The 20,839-nt window shown below is 41.3% G+C and carries 21 protein-coding genes and 1 pseudogene; 14 read left to right on the plus strand and 8 right to left on the minus strand.

The genetic code is table 11. The features are described from left to right. Positions 1-98: 98 nt before the first annotated feature. A complete protein-coding gene (locus ACE1CA_RS20780) occupies positions 99-1,787 on the minus strand; it encodes an ABC1 kinase family protein (protein WP_413280013.1) in 1,689 nt (562 codons plus the stop codon). Positions 1,788-1,988: 201 nt separating this feature from the next. After that, on the minus strand, positions 1,989-3,419 hold the full coding sequence (locus ACE1CA_RS20785; RefSeq protein ID WP_413280012.1) for a GAF domain-containing sensor histidine kinase: 1,431 nt from the start codon (positions 3,417-3,419) through the stop codon (positions 1,989-1,991). Positions 3,420-3,539: 120 nt separating this feature from the next. On the opposite strand from ACE1CA_RS20785, the gene ACE1CA_RS20790 reads away from it, so the two are divergent. Then, a complete protein-coding gene (locus tag ACE1CA_RS20790) occupies positions 3,540-3,665 on the plus strand; it encodes a hypothetical protein (protein WP_413280011.1) in 126 nt (41 codons plus the stop codon). Positions 3,666-3,769: 104 nt separating this feature from the next. Here ACE1CA_RS20790 and ACE1CA_RS20795 read toward each other — a convergent pair whose 3' ends face one another. Beyond that, the gene (locus ACE1CA_RS20795) at positions 3,770-4,657 is read right to left on the minus strand and encodes a hypothetical protein (protein ID WP_413280010.1); all 888 of its coding nucleotides are present in this window, start codon (positions 4,655-4,657) and stop codon (positions 3,770-3,772) included. 226 nt (positions 4,658-4,883) lie between these two features. Between ACE1CA_RS20795 and pgl the strand changes: the two genes are divergently transcribed. The 5 genes from pgl to ACE1CA_RS20820 all read left to right on the plus strand — a co-directional run bounded on the left by pgl (position 4,884) and on the right by ACE1CA_RS20820 (position 9,774). After that, a complete protein-coding gene (gene pgl / locus ACE1CA_RS20800; protein WP_413280009.1) occupies positions 4,884-5,621 on the plus strand; it encodes a 6-phosphogluconolactonase in 738 nt (245 codons plus the stop codon). A gap of 83 nt (positions 5,622-5,704) precedes the next feature. Then, complete coding sequence (locus ACE1CA_RS20805) at positions 5,705-6,472, plus strand: double zinc ribbon and FHA domain-containing protein (protein ID WP_413280008.1); 768 nt, start codon at positions 5,705-5,707, stop codon at positions 6,470-6,472. A gap of 30 nt (positions 6,473-6,502) precedes the next feature. Next, complete coding sequence (locus tag ACE1CA_RS20810; RefSeq protein ID WP_413280007.1) at positions 6,503-6,940, plus strand: FHA domain-containing protein; 438 nt, start codon at positions 6,503-6,505, stop codon at positions 6,938-6,940. A 161-nt stretch (positions 6,941-7,101) separates the two neighbouring features. Continuing rightward, positions 7,102-9,219, plus strand: coding sequence for a CBS domain-containing protein (locus ACE1CA_RS20815; protein WP_459563680.1), 2,118 nt, complete (start codon positions 7,102-7,104; stop codon positions 9,217-9,219). Positions 9,220-9,366: 147 nt separating this feature from the next. Continuing rightward, positions 9,367-9,774 (plus strand): FHA domain-containing protein, encoded by a 408-nt coding sequence (locus ACE1CA_RS20820; RefSeq protein ID WP_413280005.1) that lies wholly within the window; start codon positions 9,367-9,369, stop codon positions 9,772-9,774. A gap of 20 nt (positions 9,775-9,794) precedes the next feature. Here the strand turns inward: ACE1CA_RS20820 and ACE1CA_RS20825 are convergent, their stop codons facing one another. After that, entirely contained in the window at positions 9,795-10,511 is a 717-nt protein-coding gene (locus tag ACE1CA_RS20825; protein ID WP_413280004.1) for a DUF2459 domain-containing protein, read from the minus strand. A 142-nt stretch (positions 10,512-10,653) separates the two neighbouring features. Between ACE1CA_RS20825 and ACE1CA_RS20830 the strand changes: the two genes are divergently transcribed. After that, the gene (locus ACE1CA_RS20830; protein ID WP_413280003.1) at positions 10,654-11,427 is read left to right on the plus strand and encodes a PRC-barrel domain-containing protein; all 774 of its coding nucleotides are present in this window, start codon (positions 10,654-10,656) and stop codon (positions 11,425-11,427) included. A 157-nt stretch (positions 11,428-11,584) separates the two neighbouring features. Here ACE1CA_RS20830 and ACE1CA_RS20835 read toward each other — a convergent pair whose 3' ends face one another. Next, positions 11,585-11,992: a DUF6232 family protein gene (locus tag ACE1CA_RS20835; RefSeq protein WP_413280002.1), complete on the minus strand. Its 408-nt coding sequence runs from the start codon at positions 11,990-11,992 to the stop codon at positions 11,585-11,587. Positions 11,993-12,160: 168 nt separating this feature from the next. Beyond that, positions 12,161-13,669, minus strand: a complete 1,509-nt coding sequence (locus ACE1CA_RS20840; protein ID WP_413280001.1) for a UbiD family decarboxylase — start codon at positions 13,667-13,669, stop codon at positions 12,161-12,163. 82 nt (positions 13,670-13,751) lie between these two features. Between ACE1CA_RS20840 and ACE1CA_RS20845 the strand changes: the two genes are divergently transcribed. From ACE1CA_RS20845 to ACE1CA_RS20860, 4 genes are all read left to right on the plus strand, one after another. Then, the gene (locus tag ACE1CA_RS20845; protein ID WP_413280000.1) at positions 13,752-14,978 is read left to right on the plus strand and encodes an IS1/IS1595 family N-terminal zinc-binding domain-containing protein; all 1,227 of its coding nucleotides are present in this window, start codon (positions 13,752-13,754) and stop codon (positions 14,976-14,978) included. 88 nt (positions 14,979-15,066) lie between these two features. Continuing rightward, positions 15,067-15,561 carry an SMC-Scp complex subunit ScpB gene (gene scpB / locus ACE1CA_RS20850; protein ID WP_413279999.1) on the plus strand — a complete coding sequence of 165 codons (495 nt, stop codon included), beginning with the start codon at positions 15,067-15,069 and terminating at the stop codon, positions 15,559-15,561. Between the two features lie 29 nt (positions 15,562-15,590). Then, positions 15,591-15,812, plus strand: a complete 222-nt coding sequence (locus tag ACE1CA_RS20855) for a hypothetical protein (RefSeq protein ID WP_486517466.1) — start codon at positions 15,591-15,593, stop codon at positions 15,810-15,812. A gap of 30 nt (positions 15,813-15,842) precedes the next feature. Further along, complete coding sequence (locus ACE1CA_RS20860; protein WP_413279098.1) at positions 15,843-16,208, plus strand: DUF760 domain-containing protein; 366 nt, start codon at positions 15,843-15,845, stop codon at positions 16,206-16,208. 161 nt (positions 16,209-16,369) lie between these two features. Here the strand turns inward: ACE1CA_RS20860 and ACE1CA_RS20865 are convergent, their stop codons facing one another. Beyond that, positions 16,370-17,578 (minus strand): HhoA/HhoB/HtrA family serine endopeptidase, encoded by a 1,209-nt coding sequence (locus ACE1CA_RS20865; protein ID WP_413279099.1) that lies wholly within the window; start codon positions 17,576-17,578, stop codon positions 16,370-16,372. 166 nt (positions 17,579-17,744) lie between these two features. Here ACE1CA_RS20865 and ACE1CA_RS20870 point away from each other — a divergent pair. From ACE1CA_RS20870 to ACE1CA_RS20880, 3 genes and pseudogenes are all read left to right on the plus strand, one after another. Beyond that, positions 17,745-18,599: pseudogene (locus tag ACE1CA_RS20870) on the plus strand (LysM peptidoglycan-binding domain-containing M23 family metallopeptidase); the annotation flags it as partial. A 406-nt stretch (positions 18,600-19,005) separates the two neighbouring features. After that, positions 19,006-19,200 (plus strand): hypothetical protein, encoded by a 195-nt coding sequence (locus tag ACE1CA_RS20875; protein ID WP_413279101.1) that lies wholly within the window; start codon positions 19,006-19,008, stop codon positions 19,198-19,200. A gap of 7 nt (positions 19,201-19,207) precedes the next feature. Then, positions 19,208-19,360, plus strand: a complete 153-nt coding sequence (locus ACE1CA_RS20880; RefSeq protein WP_413279102.1) for a hypothetical protein — start codon at positions 19,208-19,210, stop codon at positions 19,358-19,360. Here the strand turns inward: ACE1CA_RS20880 and glgA are convergent. Beyond that, on the minus strand, positions 19,357-20,763 hold the full coding sequence (glgA, locus tag ACE1CA_RS20885) for a glycogen synthase GlgA (RefSeq protein WP_413279103.1): 1,407 nt from the start codon (positions 20,761-20,763) through the stop codon (positions 19,357-19,359). The genes ACE1CA_RS20880 and glgA overlap by 4 nt on opposite strands. Positions 20,764-20,839 lie beyond the last annotated feature (76 nt).

Raw genomic sequence — 20,839 nt, forward strand, 5'->3', positions numbered from 1 at the left:
ATATGAAAGGCGAAAGGAAAAGATTTTCTTATCGCCTTTCCTATATTTTAGGGGTAAATTTAATTTTTATCTTTGTGGTCTGGAAAGATTAATAATGCTTATTTTTCTGCCAATTTATCTAGCTTTTCTCTAGCTGTCAAGTTAATTAAAGAGCGTAGCAAAAATAACGAGCATAACCCGGATAAAGCAAAAGCGATCGGAGCCAAAGCACGATACTGTCCCAAGAGTAACACAGCAGCACTGAGCAGAGTAAATCCAGTTAAACAGGCGTAAATCAGAGTTTTAATGGCTAGATGAATGCGTTTGAGAATGCGATCGCTAGCCTCAGACTTACTCCGAAATTGGATCTCACCACTAGCAATTCTTTCCTGCCAACGTTGCAGCGCCAGTTCCGTTTTACTAGGTTGTCGTAACCTATATTTAATATAATCTCGCGTTTGTCTAGCTAATTCCCCAACACTAGTAATTCGTCCTCTAGATAAAGTAATACTTCTGACAAAAGGTTGAGCCGCAGCCACTAAACTATATTGGGGATCGAGAGTTCTGGCAACTCCATCCAAAGTAGTTAATGACTTTAAAATATAAGTCATTTGTGCAGGTAATCGGAAAGGTTGTTGCTCAAACATGGCATATAACTCTTGGCGAATTTCCCCAAAAGCTTGCAGATCGATCGGCTTTTCCGTAAACTTATCTAATAAAAAAGTAATCAGCCTTTTCACCGGAGTCATATCAGCAACAGGCTCAATTAAACCCATATTAATCAAGCTGTCTAATACTGTAATTGTGTCCTTCCTTAACACAGCAAAAAAAGTCTTTAGCATTTGCTCTTTTGCCAAAGACTTAACCTCTGCCATCATACCAAAATCATAAAATATCAGCCTTCCTTCCAAACTAACCGCCATATTTCCCGGATGGGGATCGGCTTGAAAAAAACCATCAATTAATAATTGTTTCAAATAACAACAAATGCCAACTTGATTAATTTTTTTCACATTTAACCCACAAGTTTCTAGGGTTTCCTTATCATCTATTTTAATTCCGGGAGCATATTCTAAAGTTAATACCTTAGTGGTGGTATATTCCCAATATACCTTCGGCACCCAAATATCAGGATTATCTTGGAAATTTTGGCGAAATCGATCGGCGTTTTTACCCTCTTGGACGTAATCAATTTCTTGATATAAAAGATTGAAAAACTCATTGTAAATAGCTTCTAAATCATATTTGATAGTCCAAGGTAAATAGCGCTGGCAAAATTGTACTAATTGACGGAGAATTTTAAAATCTAATTTAAACAAATTTTCTAATCCCGGACGCTGAACTTTAACAACTACCTCTTCTCCCGTGTGTAACCAAGCGCGATGTACTTGACCTAAACTCGCGGCTGCGATCGGACAACGTTCAAAATCACGATATAACACATAAATAGACTTACCCAATTCCGACTCAACTACACAAATAGCCTCCTCTGCCGTAATTTGGGGAACCCTATCTTGCAATTCCGATAACGCTTTCACATACTCTGAAGGTAACAAATCCGCACGAGTAGATAGCGCCTGTCCAATTTTTACAAAAGTTGGCCCTAAATCCAGGAAAGTTTCTTTTAACCACTCAGCACGTCGTTTTTTATGTAAAACAGAATTATTAGGAAAAGTCGCATCCCACCACAAATAAAATATAAAAGTTATGGCAGCACTAAAAATATCGATCTGACGAGTCAGTTGAGAATATTTAGGTCTTTGCCAGCGGCACAGTTTTGGTGGATTTGGCGTAGCAGTTATAGCCATAGCATTTAAGATAAGGAATTTTAGATGGGAACCCAAAGATTATAAGGAGTATACAAACAAACTCAAAGCAAACGAACTTTAGATTGAGATAACTCCAGTTTTAATCACCAAGACCGCCTATCATCAATTCCCAGATTAAGTTATGCACCGTAGATATTTCAAATAGTACAAAATCAAGATTGGAAAAGCAAAATCTGTGGTTCAGCCCTGCATTTGCGGTAAAGTCAGAGTAAAGCAAGTTAACCATGACTGACTACCATCGATCGGAGAGCTAGAAACATTAATTACCCCATTCAAATGCTCTACTAAACATTTAACCAAAGCTAATCCTAAACCAGTACCTTGAATTCCTTTTTGCATCACTCCCTCACCCCGACGGAACTTCTCGAAAATATAGTCCTGTTCCGCTGGTGAGATGCTCGCACCAACATTTGAGATTGACAAAATAATTTGCGGTACCTTTTGATTATCTTGGTAAGTAGCTCTCAAGACAACTTTTGTGTCAGGTTCGGAGTACTTACCTGCATTGGTGAGTAATTCTTGGAGAATGCGGTTGACGCTATCAGCATCAGTATCTAACACTAGCGATCGCTTTGGTAGATGCACCTCCATACTTAATCCCTTCACCGACCACTTCTGAGTAAAAGACTGCTCCAACCTTTCAATTACCTCCTTAATATCCACTTTTTGTGGTTGCAGTCGAGACTTCTGAGACTCCAACTCTTGTAAAGTCAGCAAATCATTAATCAAATTAATCTCTAAATTACACTGTTGCTCCAAAATATCCAGATACCTAACCTGACGCTCCACAGGCAACCCAGGTTGGCGTAACATACAAATTGCCATTCTCATACTTGCCAAAGGGTTCCGCATTTGGTCGCTCATTGTACTGAGAAACTCATCTTTGAGCGTATTTAAACGGCGTAACTGGTCAATTTGTTGGCGAGTTTTTTCATAAAGTTTCGCTTGAACAGACAAACTCCACTCTAACTGAGCCGTCCTTTCTTCCACCAAAGCTGAAGTTTGGCGCAAAGTCTGAAACTGAAGCACCGCAATACTCAACTGAGCGCTCACTAACTCTACCAATTCCAACTCTTCGGTTAACCAAATCCTTGGTTGACGTTGTTGTAACGCCAAAAAACCCAACACAGTTCCCTGACTTTCCAAAGAAATCAACAGTAAGTTTGGCATACTGTCAAGATTAAAAACTGCTGCTACATTATCAGCAGAATCACCAGCAAAAATGGAGTCGTTCAAAATTAATGGCTTGGGAGTATTTTGATAAGCCATTTGACACAAACTACATTCCGACAGCGAAAAGGATTGGTTAATTGAACTTAACGAGGGTTGATTTCCTTCCAAAGCTAAAATAGGCCATTCATAGATTACAGTGGCTTTGGCTCTAGGAATGGGAGTTTGAGAACGGTTTTTGATCAGCGGATCTACGTACTTTAATAATAAAACCAGACACCGCTCAATTTGTAGATTCCGTACTAAACCATCTACAGCTAACTTGAGAATTTGCTCCAGTTCGGTACAGCTACGGATAGCCATCGTTAACTGATTAAGCAAAGCTTGATGCCTTGATGAGATGTCCAATTGTTTATACAAATGAATTTGTGATGTTGCCATTGCTATTTAGTCTGACAAGGCTGGGAGTCGTTGCTGTCTTCGATGCAGTCCGGCTGTTAGGAACTAAATTCCAGAGTAGAGATATTTCCTTAACATCTGGCTTTGGCTTTAGGATAGGTGATGTTACTCGTATGCAGTTTGATTAGCAGTATAATTGCCGATATCACTGCCTTTAAGTATTTGACTCTGGGAAATATTCTTTCTCAATTAGCCAGACTTATAGTAAATGCGATCGAACTTATATAACTGAACACAACTGGCACTAGATTATCGTCTAGCGGATGAAACTAGCATCCGTGTTTTCTCTATAGATTGACAAATTGTTGTACTTTAGCATCGAGAGTTCTTACTTAAGGTTCAGTAGAGCGTTTTTTTTGTGCCTCTTTCAAAGCGATTTCGCTACTTTGACGATACAAAACTTTACGATTTTGCGCTAATTTGTAGCGATCGTCATTTTTTGGCACATTCCCCATATAATCCGAAGCCTTTTGCCACTTAGCAGCTATTTCTAACCACTGAGCCGGAGTTTTGGCAACCTGACCTGCGGCTACAGCTTGTTCCGCTAACTTCACCGCTATATTAAAGGGATCTGTGTCAACCGATACATCTGTTTGTTGAACAACGGCTTTAGCAGAGTTAGCTTGATAATTGGAGGATGATAATTTGGACGTTTTCGCTGTGGTTTCACTAGTTAGGCGACTAATACCGTAATAAATACCCCAGCCAATTAGTGAGACTGATAAGCTGAGTAAAGCTCCGACAATAATGCCTCTGCGCCATTGTTGTCGAGAACGTTCCACAGGAGTTAAAGAAGCTTTCAGTGTTGGTTGTTTACCCAAACTAACTTTTTGCTCGGATAAACTTTCTGCCCAGCGTTCCCAAAAATGACGTTTGGGTAATTTAATTTCTTCTACCCAGAGTAAATTCTTTTCGGGATCGCGGTTAATCTCTTCTAACCAGATTAATTGCTGTTCTTGAATGATGCGACTATTAATTTTGGCTCGACGGATATTGCGGGGACTAATGCTCGCCAATATTTCCTGAATTTGCGGCACTAACATTGATTTTTCCAATTTATCCGCCTTTTCAGCTTCACATAGTAGCTGTAGCAAGTCATTTTCGCGCACGGCTCTAGTTCTGACTCCGGTATCAGCCAGTTTGTCATTAAGTACTTGAATTATGGCTGCTACGCTTCCGCTTCGTGCTTGCTTAGCAACGTTTTCTTTCGGGTCTACCATTTTGGGATAAGCAATCGTTCGCTAGTTGCTCCTAATAGTTTTTGGCAAATCTTCAGTTTAGAGTACCAGTTAAATAGATGGACGCAAATACGCTCAACAGAGATTTTTTTAGTTTAAGGTTACTATTGACCAGGCTAAAAGGCAAGGTTAACACAGAAATTACTCTCTGATTCTCGATAGATTATGCTTTAGTCGGGAACAAAGAAAGTTGAGGAGGCAGAAACTTATGGGTAAGATTGTGGAAGTACTTCCTGCGACGGAAGAATTAATTTCTCGATCGCTGAGTTTAGTCGTAGAAAAGATTACCGAAGCGATCGACCAACGGGGAATTTGTACCATTGCCCTTTCCGGGGGCAGTACACCCAAAGCGCTGTATGAAGCGATCGCCAAACAAAACCTGCCTTGGGAAAAAATTCATGTATTCTGGGGCGACGAACGCTACGTCCCAGCAAACCACCCCGACAGCAATCAAAGAATGACGCGACAAGCTTGGCTAGACAAAGTAAATATCCCCAGTAGCAATATTCACCCCATGCCTACGGGAGCAGAAGATCCCGCAGCAGACGCGGAAAAACACCAAACCGAATTAGAAGAATTCTTTTCCCTATCAGCTGGAGAGATACCAATATTTGATATTGTTTTATTAGGAATGGGAGATGATGGGCATACTGCCTCTTTGTTTCCCCATACAGAAGCGCTGCAAGTAAGCGATCGTTTAGTTACCGTAGGCAACAAAGACGGTCAACCCCGCTTAACGTTGACAGTACCCCTAATCAATAACGCTCGTAATGTGGTATTTATTGTTGCGGGTACCAATAAACAGGCAGCCCTAGCCGAGGTTTTTGCTCCAGAAGCCGACGCGATCGCCTATCCAGCTCGACTGATTCAACCTCAAGGACAACTTTGGTGGCTATTAGACGAATCAGCAGCCAAGAATCTCAATTTAGTTACCTCAGAACCATAATAAAATTTAGTTAGGAGAGCAACTGGATAACAGCTAAAATCCACCAAATCCCTCGAAAACGACCTCTAGATAAAAAAAACTTCATGATTGTTTGTCCAAACTGCAATCACCAAAATCCAGACGGCGCAGTACAATGCGAAGCCTGCTACACGCCCTTACCTGCGACTACTAGTTGCCCCCAGTGCGGCGCACCAGTACAAACAGATGCTAGTTTCTGCGGACAGTGCGGCTTTAGTCTCCAGAATAAATCAGAAGCAGTAGCAGAATCACAAACATCTGCTCCAGCTACAGTGGCGATCGGTTCCACACCTGAAGCTTCTCTACCGGACTTACCAGCACCCGATCCCCTGGTGCAACCAGATCCCTTGGTCGTCGGTTCCATACCCGACCCAGAAAATTTGAGTCCAGCATCAACTGTACCGCCAACGCCAACACCACCACCTGTGACCCCAGACCCAGAAGTGGCAACGAGTAGCAGCGCCACACCAAATCAAGGAACCCTTGCTCCGACTCGGATTCAGCAACAAAAAGCAGTGCTCAATCACGTCCAAACTAAGACTAATATTGAGTTACCACAAAATTTATCAATTATTCATTTGGGAAAACCTAATGAGCAAATTCCCCCAGATATCGACGTTTCTGGATTTCCTAATTCTGAGGTAGTTTCTAGAGTCCACGCAGATATTCGAGTAGAGGGAGATGCCTACTATATTGAAGATGTAGGAAGCTCTAATGGAACTTACATTAACCATACGCCTTTGCCAAAGGGTAATCGACATCGATTGCGTCCTGGCGATCGCATTTCCCTGGGTAAGGGAGATCTTGTAACATTTTTATTTCAGCTTTCCTAGTCGATTAGACCCAAAGTAGACACTACCAATGTGATTACACTAAACCTACTACATCCGCTTCAGTCGATTCCCATTCAAAGCTGGACTTTTGAAGATGAATCGCTGATTCGGATAGGACGTGCCACCGATAACGATGTAATTCTTTATAGCGCCGTAGTCTCCCGCTATCATGTAGAACTGCGTCGTCAACATTCCAAATGGGAAGTAATAAATTTGGGTGCTAATGGCACATACTTAGAAGGTAAACGGATCACTGAAGCACCCATCAAAGATGGAGTGATGATTCGGTTAGCTCGCTCAGGACCCCAAATTCAAATCCATTTGGGAAGTTCTGGGACGACAGATGGACAAAAAACGACTTCGCAAAAACCAGTATCAGGAGAACCAAAGTCGGAAAAATCCAGAGATACTTTAATTTATCCCAAAGGTGAAGAACAAAAAGAAGATAGCACCCAAGTAGATCAATAGTTAAAGTTGATGATTACGATCGAGACTGGTAATTAGGTAATGGATAGTAAGAATTCAATTGTCTATTACTGACTACCAATTTCTTTCTTTGTGAAGTATGCAAAATGTAATAAGCTGAATTAATGTGGTGATGTAGTAATCATCACATTATTTTTATTTCCATGCAGCTTAACGGCGCAGCACCATACTCCCTATCTCTAAAAAGTGCCATAGACACCCAGACTCTGAGAGTTACACTGGGTACTCCTGTGATTGATGTACTGCACCTGATGGCGCAGATGCGAAGTAGTTGTCCAGTAGATACTTCGTCACGATCGCTAAATACAGATCAGACTTCTCTACAGAGTTTCAAAAGAGCTAGTTGTGCGCTGGTGATGGAAGGAGCTAAATTAGTCGGTATATTTACTCAACGGGATATTGTGCGGCTAACTGCGATCGGCATGAACTTTCAGGGAGTGAAAGTAGCTGATGTGATGTCCAGTCCGGTAATTAAGCTGATCGAGTCAGATTCGCAGGATATTTTTACGGCTTTGTCAATTTTTCGGCAATATCGAATTCGCCACCTTCCAGTTTTAGACTCCCAAGGTCAACTGATGGGACTGCTGACACCTAAAAGTATTCGCGCCTCGATGCAGCCAGCGAATTTGTTGACTAGGTTGTGGTCTGTGGGAGATGTGATGAATACTCAAGTAATTCATGCACCAATGACTACCTCGGTGTTGAATTTAGCGCAGTTGATGTCAGAGTATCGCGTCAGTTGTGTGGTAATTACTAAAATTGAGGAGAAAAATACTTTTGAGAGTGGGAATCAATTTGAAAGTTACATAGTACCTGTGGGAATTGTTACTGAGGGAGATATTGTCCAGTTTCAAGCTCTGGAACTGAATTTATCCCAAATGCAAGCCCAAGAGGTGATGAGTTCGCCGCTGTTTTGTTTGAGTCCTTCAGATTCATTATGGATTGCTCATCAACAGATGCAGCAGAGTCATGTCCGGCGTTTGGTAGTCACAGGCGATCGGGGCGAATTGTTGGGTCTGGTTTCTCAAACTAGCTTGTTGAAAGTTCTCGGTGCTACGGAAATGTATGGGGTGATTGAAGAGTTACAACAAGCTGTGGATGAACGCACCAGGGAGTTAAGAGAAGCTAATCAAAGATTGCAGCGGGAAATTTTTTCGCGGGCGTTAGCGGAAGTAGAATTGCAAAAGGCTCATGATGATTTAAAAAGGCAAGTTGAGGAACGGACTGCTGAGTTAAAAGCGGCTAATGAATTGCTTAAACAAGATATTGCGATACGGCAAAAGGTGGAAGAAGCTTTGCGCCGCAGAGAGGTAGAATTACAAGAACAAGCGGCTCAGTTGGCGGCTACTTTACATCAATTGCGATCGACACAAGCTTCGCTAATTCAAGCGGAAAAAATGTCTTCTTTGGGACAATTAGTAGCAGGAATTGCTCACGAAATTAATAATCCGGTTAGTTTTATTCACTGTAATTTACCTTACGCTAGTCAGTATGCCAAAGATTTATTAGATTTAGTGCAGCTTTATCAAAAGTATTATCCGGTTCCGGTGCCAGAAATTCAAGTTCGGGCTGAAGAAATTGATTTGAATTTTGTGCTGGAAGATTTGTTAAAGTTACTGAGTTCGATGCAAATAGGAGCAGAAAGAATTCGTCAAATTGTTTTGTCTTTGCGGAATTTCGCTTTGTTGGATCGAGCGGAAATGAAGCCTGTTAATTTGCATGAGGGAATAGATAGTACTTTATCTCTACTACAAAATCGGTTGAAGGCAACTCCAGAACATCCAGGGATTTTGGTAATTAAGGAGTATGGAGATTTACCACTGGTGGAATGTTACGCCGGACAGTTAAATCAGGTGTTTATGAATGTGCTGAATAATGCGATCGATGCTTTGGAAAGGAGTTATCCTAGTTCTTGTTCTGCACCTTGTATTCGCATTCGCACCGAGCTAATTGAGCCTTTTGGGGCAAAGGCGATCGCTAATCAATCTCCACAAAATTCCCCGCTTTCTAATGGTAAGTCCCCTTGGTTAGCTATTCGGATTCTGGATAATGGCCCCGGCATGAGTGAGGATGTCAGACGTAAACTTTTTGACCCTTTCTTTACCACGAAACCCGTAGGTAAAGGTACCGGGTTAGGATTATCAATTAGTTATCAGATTGTAGTAGAAAAACACGGTGGTCAATTTAAGTGTATTTCCACACTAGGGCAGGGTACAGAAGTTATAATGGAAATTCCTTGTAAGCAAAATAAATTATTATGAAATATTTCGTTTACAGTTAGTAAAACTGGAATGAAGTCACTGTACTATTGTCGTAATTGCCGAAGCATTCTTTAATTGATATGCTGGACATAAGCGGCGCAATGTCGTAAAAATTATTCACATAAATATGTACCCAATTTTATAGCGGTGATTACCTTAAATCTGTTACATCCTAGCCAATCAACCCCGGTTCAAAGTTGGACTTTTGACCTTGAACCTGTAATTAAGATTGGACGTTCCAAAGAGAATGATGTGGTGGTTCTGAGTTCGGTCGTGTCTCGCAAACATATTGAGCTAGTGCATAATGGTTCGGAATGGGAAATTGTGAGTTTAGGTTCCAATGGAACTTATGTGAACGATCGTCCGGTGAAAAAGATCAAAGTTAATGATGGAATGATTGTCCGATTAGGAAATTCTGGGCCAAAAATTCAAATTCAATTAGAAGTGGGAGATCCTGATAAAGTTAGCAAAAAATCAGAGTCTAAGCGATCGACTGGGAAAGATTCAGAATCATCAAAAGATAAAATGACTTACTTAACTATTCCTCCAGAATAATTGCAGAGTAATAATTTTTTCTAAGTAGTGTTACATTTACAACTTGTACCAAAATGTAGCATCACTGCTGAAGAAAGACCAGCCCATAAGGGTGTATCTATACCAGCTTGTTGTAATGCTTCAGCTGCCCAATTGTTACAAGTTTTTAGTATAGAATAACTCCCATTCGCTGCGTAAAATCCACTACTAGATAAGAAACCATTGGCAATTCTAATTGGTTGATTCTGCGAATTAAATTGAAAAGTATTTTGGATAAACTGAGTTAATTGTAAGTAATCTGTTTTAGTAACTTTTGCACATTTGAGTTCTGGATTTCGGGGAATATCAGCAAATCCCTGCACCAGAATTGTAGAAGGAGTAGGCAAAAATAGCGCTTTAGCAGCAGTAATCAGATTAAATTCTGCCAAGGTGGGAGTTTGAATATAAAAATCTCTATCTCCCCAACCAAAGGTCAAATATTTATAATTAGCTGTAGCATCTTTCCCGATCGCAGAAACATTAATAAATTCCTGCCAATCAACCAGATTATTTCTCACAGGAAGAACAATATTTACGTGCATCCCATCGTTAATAATACAAACGGGAAACTCACATTTTGCTTGGGTAACATTACAGTTAACTACTGGTGTAAAATAACCAATAGCTAACAAGCTAAGTAATGAGATTTTGGCTAACAGAAAATAGTAAAAAACTTTTTTGAATTGAAGCTTTTTGTTTCCGGTTGTTAATTTAACCATAAAATTTTTATTAAATATACGCCTGGTTAATTAAGGTTAGTCTAATCTAGAAGATTGAATCTTATTTAAGATAGAGTAAAATTCAAGTATATGTTACTTATAATTTTACTGCAAGGTTATTTAAGAGGTTAGGAGGTAGTTTATGAATAGGCAAGAATCAGTGATTAAGCAAAGTCAACTAATAAATCTGTTAGCGATCGATCGCCGCACCGCAGAAGAGTTAGGACGAGTAGACCACTTATGGTTAAATACGCAAACTCATAAAGTAATAGGTTTAACTTGTAAGGCAGGGTTTTTAGGTAGCAGTAAACAACGGATAATTTGGCAGCAAATTGAATCAATAGGCGAACATAGTATTTTGGTAAATATTAACGCTGAAGAATTTGCTAATCCAGAAAAACCTGATGAAGCATATACTTTAATTGGTCATGAAGTGTGGACGGATACAGGTAGTAAAGTTGGCAAGTTAGTAGATTATTTAATTGTCCCGGAAACTGGTGCTGTAATTAATTATTTATTTACTTCTAGTGGGTGGCGAGGAATTTTAAATGGTCTTTACATTTTACCAATTGATAAAATTCAGAGTATTGGTAGTAAGCGGCTAATTGTGGAGGAAGCAACTTTCCAAGAACCACAATTTTATTCTGAAGGTTTAAATCAAAAAGTAGGACAATTTAAAGATTTCTTTAAGACAGATTTAGAGGAGACAAAACGCCATTTAGATTCGTTAGCAAAAGGGGCGCAAAATATTGCGGAACAAGCAAAAGATAAGGCGCAAGAGTTAGCCGATCGAGCCAAGGAACAACTTTCAGACGGTCAACAAAAATCAGAAAATCCCGCTTTACCAGAAGCACCAGAGATTATTGAAATCAAAGCTGAGTTGATCAAAGATGCTGAGGAAAAGGAAAAAGGTTAAGTCGGGATGAGGGAAGTGCAATTGGCATTTTTTCCTGTAACTTGGAAAATATATGTGTTCCTAAAAAACCACTCATTCTTGTTCCTGATTTCATGCCCGGAAATGGACAAGGCATTGCTTGGAACTTCCATTTAACACTCAATCAGCTAATTATCACCTATTGTCCAAAAGACAATAAAGCAATTGCTGTTTCCAAAGCTTTTTTGATTTTGTTAATTTCATCTTTGCTTTTATGAGTAATATTAATTTCTTCAGCATGATTAGTAGTAATTCTCAAAGTATATTCTATTTCTTGAATGCTACTATTGCTTCCAATAATGAGAAATATAATCCCTATGATTACTCCTAAAATATTATGAGTGATTAGAGATAATATTATTAAAAATATCCCTATAAATACTTGCTCTCTATTAAAATTTTGGACATTTTTCTTGTCTTCAATTATTTGGAATTTATAAATATCTCGGATTCGATAATGAACCTTCTTGTATTCCAATACAGTTGAAGTAATACGGATACCGCCTTTATCATAAAGAGTTTGTTGGGCAGGGTAAGATTGTGTCATATTTAAGCTATTTAAAGTTGTAAAATTTAGATAAATAGCTTTGCTTGGGAATAGTTTTTCAACACTCCCGAAGCTACCCTGCGGGTGGGAGTGACTAGCTACCCACCCGAAACTATGTGATGAATTGAAACGGTATTAGCACCCAATTATTTGGGTAAAAAAAGCTATCTATTTCACATCATAACCAAACAAATTTGGATCGACTTCCCCTAGTTCTAAATCTGCTAAACCATATTCCGCCCAGCGTCTTTCTACCATCGCCGCTATGCCGCGATCGGACTCTAAAGGTGCCCCCCATTCGTGATCGGTTTCTGGGGGAATTTTGGTAGTTGCATCTATGCCCATACGTCCACCTAAACCTATTTTTTCGCTGGCAAAGTCTAAACTGTCAAAAGGCGTATTTGGCAAAATAAATACATCTCTGGTTGGGTCTACTTTGGAACAAATTGCCCACACAACTTGGCGGGGGTCGCGCACATTGATATTTTTATCGACCACAATCACAAATTTGGTGTAAGTAAATTGAGGTAAGGCACTCCAAAAAGCTAAAGCGGCGCGTCTTGCTTGTCCGGGATATGCTTTATCAATGGAAACGATCGCTGCTTTGTAACTTAGTGCTTCCATTGGTAAGAAGAAATCGACTATTTCGGAGACTTGTTGGCGTAAAATTGGGGTGTAAATGCGATTAAGCGCGATCGCCATCATCGCTTCTTCCTTCGGGGGACGACCACTAAAAGTCGTCAAATAAATCGGATCTTTGCGATGCGTCACACATTGGAACCGAATCAAAGGCGAATCTTCCACCCCACCATAATATCCCATGTGATCCCCAAAAGGGCCATCTGGCAACATTTCCCCTGGTGTAATCGTCCCTTCTAACACAAATTCTGAATCTGCGGGAACTTCCAAATCTACGGTTTTACACTTCGCCAACTGCACGCCAGAACCACCGTATAATCCAGCAAATAACCACTCAGATAAATCTACCGGAATTGGAGTCGCAGCTGCCATAATGATTAGAGGATCTACACCTAGCGCGATCGCAATTTCCAGTTTCCTCCCCTTCTCCGCCGCCTTGCGTAAATGTCTCGCCCCACCTCGCACAGACAACCAATGCACAGTCATAGTGTTGCGAGATTGCAATTGCAAGCGATAAACCCCCACATTTGGTGTTCCCGTTTCGCAATCTTTAGTAATTACCAAACCCAAAGTGATAATCTTCCCCGCATCACCAGAATAAGGGCGAATCATCGGAATTTGATTAAGATCTAAATCATCACCTTGAATTACCACCTGTTGGCAAGATGGGAAAAAATCTCTTCCTGGTTTCGCCTTCAACACATCAAACAACACCTTACCAAACTCCACCGCCTGTGCGATCTTTTTCGGTGGTTTTGGTTGTTGCAGCATCGCCAGTTTTTTTCCCAAATCTTCCAACTCCAAAGGATGCTGCATATTCATCGCCCAGCAAATCCTTTCTACCGTCCCCATTAAATTTACAGCGACAGGATAAGGAGAACCTTTAACATTTTCAAATAGTAATGCAGGGCCGCCCCGCTGTAACATTTGGTTAGCAATCTCGGCAATTTCCAAATCTGGGTCAACCAACGCTGAAATTCGCCGTAATTGTCCCCGTTCTTCCAGTAGTTTAATAAATCCCCGTAAATCTCTAGCCATTATTTTAAGATTTGTAAAACATCATTTTTTATATTATGTGAGAAAGATGCACTAAGTCAGGACAGTTTCTCTGAGGGTAAACATGAATTGTCCCCAATGCCAATCCACTTCTTATCGGAAAAATGGTCGTCGCAATGGCAGACAAAATTATTTGTGCAAAAATTGCGGACGACAATTTTTAGAGACAGCTAGTTTTGTATTGTCAACTACGGAAATTCCTGCCCCAGAAGTTGCCACCGATTTAGAATGGGAATCACCCAAAGAAGATATACCTGTTACTGAGAGTATTGATTCTGTTAATTTGCCTTCAGATGTAGAGATTGAGCAGAAGATTTTATCTGCTTCGGAAACTGTGGTTTCTGTGTTGCTTTTAGATGCAGAAAATCTCAAAATTGACCTAAATGCAGAAAATTTCCTGCTGAGTTTGGCGCAATCTCCCCAGTTAATTAAAATTGCTTTTGCTAATTGGAGAAATACATCCCTGGCAAAACAAGATGCTGATTTGTACGATCGAGGTTATCAATTAATTCATGTTCCCAATGGCAAAAATAGCGCCGATGCCAAAATGATTGCTTTTGGCGCATCAATTTTTAAACCCTATCCCCAGGTTAAAGAAGTATTTATTTGTTCCTCAGATGGTTTATTAATGCACCTTTGCCATCAGTTACAAAATCATGGTATTTTAGTTTATTGGGTACGTCGTAAAGATGAAAAATTAATTGTTGAAAATCGCAATACAGGAGAAACTAAACACTACTTAATTAGCTTAAGCACAGAAATTCCTCCTTTAGATATGTTAATGAATCAATTGGAAAGTTTGATTCAGTCGGAGCGAGAATCGATCGACGAAAGGATTTCTAAAATTGCTGCCCTCTCAACATTATTCCAAGCTAGGTCTAATATAGTTAAACAGGAAACAGAAACAATTACCACCAAATCAGATAATCATCATAATTCACCAACAGCAGTTATATTAAATTCCAGCGAGACCGCTAACAATATTACCGATTCTTTAAATGGAACGCAAAATGGAGCCGCAACTAATGGAAATAAGCAAGAACCGATCGATAGCAAAGAAAAATTAGAAGAAGCTTTGCTGCAACTAATTAAGAAAATGAAATCTCAAAGTACAGAAGAAGATATTTCTCCAAATACATTATCCAAAGAATTTATGCTTATATATGGCAAACCACCCAGGTCTGTAATTAAAGAATTAGGTTTAGGTAGCACCTTGAGTAAGTTTCTGAAATCCTGTAGTTGTTTCCGAGTTCAACAAAAAGGAAATAAATTCAAAATAGAATTAATTTAAGCATTAGTCAGCAATAGGGAAAATGCTATCATGCAATATCCAGAAACACAAGTTTCTCGAAAATGCTAACACTTAAGCAAAAGAGCAGATGACGCATCGTTTAGCAACTAAAATTGAAGCCATTTTGTATTTAAAAGGTCAGCCACTTTCGTTATCAGAAATCGCTGAGTATGCTGGCTGCGATCGCGCCGAAGTCAAAGAAGCACTGATCGAACTAATAAATGATTATGCACATCGAGACAGTGCTCTAGAAGTAGTAGAAACACCAGAAGGTTACAGCTTACAATTGCGATCGACCTTTCATAACTTGATGCAGAATTTAATCCCCCCAGAACTAGGAGTAGGGGCTTTAAGAACACTAGCTGCGATCGCCCTCAAAGGCCCAATTTCCCAAACCGAATTAGTTGATCTACGAGGCTCAGGAGCCTACCAACAAGTGCAGGAACTAGTAGAATTAGGATACGTCCGCAAACGCCGCCAAGCCGATAGTCGATCGTACTGGCTCCAAGTCACAGACAAATTTTACCAATACTTCCAACTCGAAGAACTCCCCAAAGCGATCGAACAGTCAGCCCAGAAATGATAAGGGTCGGGGATTAGGGAGATGGGGAGATGGGGAGATGGGGAGATGGGGAGATGGGGAGATGGGGAGATGGGGAAATGGGGAGATGGGGAGATGGGGAGATGGGGAGATGGGGAGATGGGGAAATGGGGAGATGGGGAGATGGGGAGATGGGGAGAAATCTGGAGCTAGAAATTCCCCCCATCCCCCTACCTCCCCACCCCCCCACCTCTTCTTCCCAGTCCCCCTCTTTAGATATCAAAATCGATTAAATTAGTAATAGTAAAACAAGTGGGATTCACATGGTCTTTAACCCCAACCATCTCAGTAGCAACGCCCAAGATACTCAACCTAATGAGTTGTTGACTTACCTCCAGCATCAGTCGCCGGAAGTTTTGGAGCGTGTAGCTAAATCGGTTAGTCCCGAAATCAAACAGATTATTTCCCAGAACGTCCAAGGTTTAGTCGGGATGTTACCAGGGGAACACTTTAATGTCGAAATTACTACAGACCGGGAAAACTTGGCTGGGCTATTAGCTTCAGCGATGATGACTGGCTATTTTCTGCGCCAGATGGAACAACGGATGCAGCTAGAAGAGAGCCTTCTGGGGTCGCATACACTCTCAGATTCAGCTAAGGATGAAAAATTAGGTGGGTCAGCGTCTTAAAACAATGGCACTCCTTCTGTCAGTAAGGAAGTGAACCTGCATCAATTTTTTTAGATTGATTTTGGGTTTGAGATTTTAGATTCTTTAAGTTACGCAACCTCGAAGATCGCAGAAATTAACCAAAGAACCTAAAATCCCTCTACCAGAATCTAAAATTGTTGCTAATTCAGCCGTTTAGGATAAACTCCCGTCTTTACTTGGAGCTTTTGTCTGCGACCATTGCGGTTCACTTCCATTTCCAAGACAATACCAACATCGTTAGATTCCACCATTTGCTGTACAGTAGAAGCATCTTCAACAGTCTGGTCGCCAATTTTTTCGATGATGTCACCTGGGCGTAGACCTGCTTTCTCTGCTGGCGATTTTTCCAGAACTCGCACGATCAATACTCCCCGGTCTTGAGTGATTTTTAAGTCCGTTTCTTGAGCAATCTTGTTTCTCATTTCTGGAGAGAGAGTCACCATCTGAACGCCTAAAAAGGGATGTTCTGCACGTCCTTTATCAAACAGTTGATTAGCTACTCTTTGAGCCGTTTCGATCGGGATAGCAAAACCCAACCCCTGAGCACCAGCCCGAATTGCCGTATTAATCCCTATGACTTCGCCATCAGAGTTTAACAACGGCCCACCAGAATTTCCCGGATTAATGGCAGCATCAGTTTGAATAAAATTAACTTTCTTATCTGGGACACCGACTTGAGAACTAGAACGTCCTGTAGCGCTGATGATTCCCACAGTAACAGTATTATCCAAACCCAAGGGATTGCCAATGGCGATCGCCCACTCTCCCGGAATCAAATTTTGCGAACTACCTACCCGCACCGTCGGTAAACCCTCCGCATCAATTTTAACTACTGCCACATCAGTAAGTTGATCCACACCGATCACCCGACCATCCAGAGAACGACCATCTTTTAGCGTTACTCTAACAATATCTGCTCCCGCTACTACATGAGCATTAGTCACCAAACGCCCATCCGCAGATAAAATTACACCCGAACCCGTACCCCGTTCTACCCGTTCATCTGAGGGTACAGGCTTTTCCGTACCAAAAAACCCTCTAAATAGAGGGTTTTGGAACAATTCTGGTAATTGAGTTTCTACTTTACGCGCCGCATCAATGCGAACCACTGCTGGGCCAACTTTTTGGGCAGCCTCAGCGATAAAATTAACATTGCCCGGTGAAATTGGGATTCTACCTAATGATGGGCTAGGCTGAGGAGGTAGTGGCTGCTGAATTATGGGTGTCATTAAAGCAGTCTGTCTGATAGGATTTTCTGATTTCAGATAGCGGCTACCTAAGATTCCTGCACCACCACCTAAACTCAGTAAAGTTAAATAAAGAGTCAGTTGTTTAAAAGATAAATTCATAATTCATGATGCCCAAACACACAGAAACTAGTAATGAAATCTAACTTAGCCTGTTCTCTGCTGGCGACCTGCCTGAACTGGGGCAGTCAACCTTAAAATAGCTGGGAACAAAAGGCTATAAAAATCTGAAGATAACAAATGGTAAAGGAAATGGAACGATCGGCAAATGAAAATTAACAAACGACAACTGACCCTTCTAATCGCACTTTTAGGGCTAAATATTCCGATTCTGGGAGGAAAAGCGATCGCAGCGGAGACTAACAACCTCAACTGTCCCGAACCAGCTTTATCCAGACTCAAAAGACACCTAGTTGCACCAGGAGAAACAATAGACAGTATTGCCAGACTTTATAACTTGATTCCGGCTACCCTGATAGGAATGAACCCCAGCATCAGACAAGGTGAAGTGCGGGCGGGAAGCGAAATTATCATTCCTCCATTTAACGGCGTAGCGGTAGAAGTTCCCCCGAATCAAACTTGGCGAGATGTAGCAGCGGCTTATAAAGTCCGAGATGTGTTGGTATATGAAGCTAACGGCTGTCAAGAAGACCTGAAAATTGTCTTTTTGCCTGGGGTAAACTGGTCGCCAGCAGGCAACAATAGTTTTATTGAAAATAGCACGATCAAAGGCTATCCTTTGCCAACGGTTGCGCCCGTAGCTTTGGGATATGGTTGGTTGCTGCATCCGAGTACGCGCAAAGTATTTTTTCACAGTGGGTTAGATTTACTCGCCAACCCAGGTACGCCAGTTTTAGCTGCTGGGGATGGCATTGTGGCGTTTGCTGGCGATCGCGGAAGTTATGGTTATTTGGTTGTTTTAAACCATCAGGAAGGACAACAAACTCGCTATGCACATTTAGGTAGTATTACTGTTAAGACTGGACAACCAGTAAGACAAGGGCAACAAATAGGAACTGTTGGGAGTACAGGTAGCCCAGATATTGAAACAGCCCACTTACATTTTGAAGTGCGTTATAACTCCCAATTGGGTTGGGTAGCAGAAGATCCCAAGTCCTATCTGCGCCAAACAGTGGGTACAGTGGAAACTCCCTCCCGAACTAGCAATTCTAGTACTTCGCCCTTAGTATTACCAGAAACCGAACAACAGCCGACTATCAATCTTCCGGCAAATCTTCCCCCACCCCCAGCAGCAACGGGCGGTAATGGCGATCGCAATAAACCTGCCGTCATCCCCCTAACCCCCGGAACTGGAAGAATAGTACAACCCAGTCAACCTGTAAATATCCCCATACCGCCTCCGGGTAGCGTGCAGTAGCAGTTGTCTGGTAATTCTAGCAGAGCAAATTAACGAAAAGTTCATGTTGCTCAACTCAGGATGCGATCGCTGAGTATCTAAAAATTAGGATGCCAAGAATGTTAGGAGTCAGGAGTCAACACAGTTCTTGACTCCTAAATGTTATGTTTGAATGTATAAAAAAATCAAAACTTCAAAAGATGTTGCCAATGAAATTATTGAAAGAATGAATGATCGTTTGAGAAATGAAGGTATTGGACAGAGAGACAAGGAAACAAAGGAAATTTTTACTGAACTTTTGGAAATTGTAACCCTTAGAAAAGTACTTAAAAAAACAAAGATAAACCGAATACCTTGGAGAAATTAGTAAAAACATGATTAGATCTAGCAACCAATTATTGATTACACTCATTACCAAAAGAATGATCGCAAACATAAATAAAGTGCGATCGCACCACGAAAGGCGATCGCACTTAAATTGTCAACCAAAAACTAACAAAATTAGCACAACTGCATCTGAACCTTAAGCATTAGCTAATTCTGGTTGTTGATCGGTAGAAGGATTAGCCAGAGATTGGTACAACTTATCGTATTCGTAAGCGGACTTATGCCAACTGAAATCCATCCGCATCCCACGTTGTTGTAGTTCGCGCCATTCATTCTTGTACCGGAAACCTTCCCACGCCCGAACTAAACAAGTATAAAGGTCTAAAGGTTCGTAGCGATCGAAACAATAACCTGTACCTGTGTGCTCCATCGGTTCATTGTGAGTAACAGTATCAACCAAACCACCAGTACGCCGGACAACTGGCACAGAACCATAACGCATTGCCAACATTTGGCTAATTCCGCAAGGCTCAAAACGGCTGGGCATCAAGAAAGCATCCGTCCCAGCGTAAACCCTTCTCGCTAAAGAATCACTTTGCAGGATATAAGCAGACATCCGACCACGATAACGAGAGGCAATTTGCCACATTTGATTTTCGTAGTAGGGGTCGCCCAAACCCAAAAGGATAAACTGCGAATCTGTATAAGACATGAAGCGGTCTAAAATCTGAATAATCAGATCGATCCCCTTCTGTTCCACCAACCGCGACACCAAACCAAGTAAAAAAGCATTAGCATTCACTTCCAAACCGACTTCTTCTTGGAGAGCAACTTTGTTGAAGCGGCGTTCTTCAATATTATCGACTGTGAAGTTTCTCGCGATGTGTTTGTCTGTAGCTGGGTCGTAACTAGTAGTATCAATGCCGTTAAGAATACCGCTTAACTTGCCACTGACGTAAGATAACAAACCTTCCAGACGTTCACCGTGAGCAGGAGTCTTAATTTGGTCAGCATAGGTAGGCGAAACAGTATTCACTTTGTCAGCAAACAGAATTGCTGCTGCCATCGTGTTATCACCTTGCATATACCAAGGACACCAAGTAATCTGCTCTAAACGCCAACGCCAAGGGCCTTGATATGCCAAGTTGTGAATAGTGAATACTGTCTTGATGTTCGGGTCTTCGTTCATCCACACTGGGATCATACCCGTGTGCCAGTCATGGCAGTGAATAATATCTGGTTTCCAGTAATTCCAGGCAAACTCAGCTGCGCCATTGGCAAACAGGGTAAACCGCCAGTCTTCATCTTCTCCAAAATAAATCCGTCGGGGCCAGAATGCTGGATGACCGAATAAATACAAGGGAACATCGCTGTTGGGGAAGATAGTCTCATAGACAGCGAAGTTTTGCCCCATAGCATTGCCGTTCCAGATTGGGGCTTTGGGAATGTCCATCTTGTCCGGCAAGAAGCCATAGTAAGGCATAAAGAGCCGAACGTCATGCCCCATGTTTCTGAGAACTTTGGGCAGGGCACCGACGACATCCCCCATTCCGCCTATTTTTGCTAGGGGGGCTGCTTCAGCTGCAACAAATAGAATCCGCATTTTATTTTTGGGGTTGCCTGAAATAGTTCGTTACAGAAGTTTAGCAAGAAAGAATACTGCTTCTTGAAAGTTTTGA

The sequence above is a fragment of the Floridaenema evergladense BLCC-F167 genome (genome assembly GCF_041929205.2).
In the GTDB taxonomy this organism is placed as follows: Bacteria; Cyanobacteriota; Cyanobacteriia; order Cyanobacteriales; family Aerosakkonemataceae; genus Floridanema; species Floridanema evergladense.

Excerpts from the sequence above, each read along its gene's own strand:
- ACE1CA_RS20855 (WP_486517466.1), top strand. The coding sequence starts at position 15,591 with ATGGGGAGATGGGGAGATGGGGAGATGGGGAGATGGGGAGATGGGGAA.
- ACE1CA_RS20875 (WP_413279101.1), top strand. The coding sequence starts at position 19,006 with ATGTATAAAAAAATCAAAACTTCAAAAGATGTTGCCAATGAAATTATT.
- ACE1CA_RS20880 (WP_413279102.1), top strand. The coding sequence starts at position 19,208 with ATGATTAGATCTAGCAACCAATTATTGATTACACTCATTACCAAAAGA.
- ACE1CA_RS20785 (WP_413280012.1), bottom strand. The coding sequence starts at position 3,419 with ATGGCAACATCACAAATTCATTTGTATAAACAATTGGACATCTCATCA.
- scpB (WP_413279999.1), top strand. The coding sequence starts at position 15,067 with ATGACGCATCGTTTAGCAACTAAAATTGAAGCCATTTTGTATTTAAAA.
- ACE1CA_RS20805 (WP_413280008.1), top strand. The coding sequence starts at position 5,705 with ATGATTGTTTGTCCAAACTGCAATCACCAAAATCCAGACGGCGCAGTA.
- ACE1CA_RS20860 (WP_413279098.1), top strand. The coding sequence starts at position 15,843 with ATGGTCTTTAACCCCAACCATCTCAGTAGCAACGCCCAAGATACTCAA.
- ACE1CA_RS20835 (WP_413280002.1), bottom strand. The coding sequence starts at position 11,992 with ATGACACAATCTTACCCTGCCCAACAAACTCTTTATGATAAAGGCGGT.
- ACE1CA_RS20815 (WP_459563680.1), top strand. The coding sequence starts at position 7,102 with ATGCAGCTTAACGGCGCAGCACCATACTCCCTATCTCTAAAAAGTGCC.
- ACE1CA_RS20865 (WP_413279099.1), bottom strand. The coding sequence starts at position 17,578 with ATGAATTTATCTTTTAAACAACTGACTCTTTATTTAACTTTACTGAGT.
- ACE1CA_RS20790 (WP_413280011.1), top strand. The coding sequence starts at position 3,540 with ATGTTACTCGTATGCAGTTTGATTAGCAGTATAATTGCCGATATCACT.
- ACE1CA_RS20840 (WP_413280001.1), bottom strand. The coding sequence starts at position 13,669 with ATGGCTAGAGATTTACGGGGATTTATTAAACTACTGGAAGAACGGGGA.
- ACE1CA_RS20845 (WP_413280000.1), top strand. The coding sequence starts at position 13,752 with ATGAATTGTCCCCAATGCCAATCCACTTCTTATCGGAAAAATGGTCGT.
- ACE1CA_RS20830 (WP_413280003.1), top strand. The coding sequence starts at position 10,654 with ATGAATAGGCAAGAATCAGTGATTAAGCAAAGTCAACTAATAAATCTG.
- pgl (WP_413280009.1), top strand. The coding sequence starts at position 4,884 with ATGGGTAAGATTGTGGAAGTACTTCCTGCGACGGAAGAATTAATTTCT.
- ACE1CA_RS20795 (WP_413280010.1), bottom strand. The coding sequence starts at position 4,657 with ATGGTAGACCCGAAAGAAAACGTTGCTAAGCAAGCACGAAGCGGAAGC.
- ACE1CA_RS20825 (WP_413280004.1), bottom strand. The coding sequence starts at position 10,511 with ATGGTTAAATTAACAACCGGAAACAAAAAGCTTCAATTCAAAAAAGTT.
- glgA (WP_413279103.1), bottom strand. The coding sequence starts at position 20,763 with ATGCGGATTCTATTTGTTGCAGCTGAAGCAGCCCCCCTAGCAAAAATA.
- ACE1CA_RS20780 (WP_413280013.1), bottom strand. The coding sequence starts at position 1,787 with ATGGCTATAACTGCTACGCCAAATCCACCAAAACTGTGCCGCTGGCAA.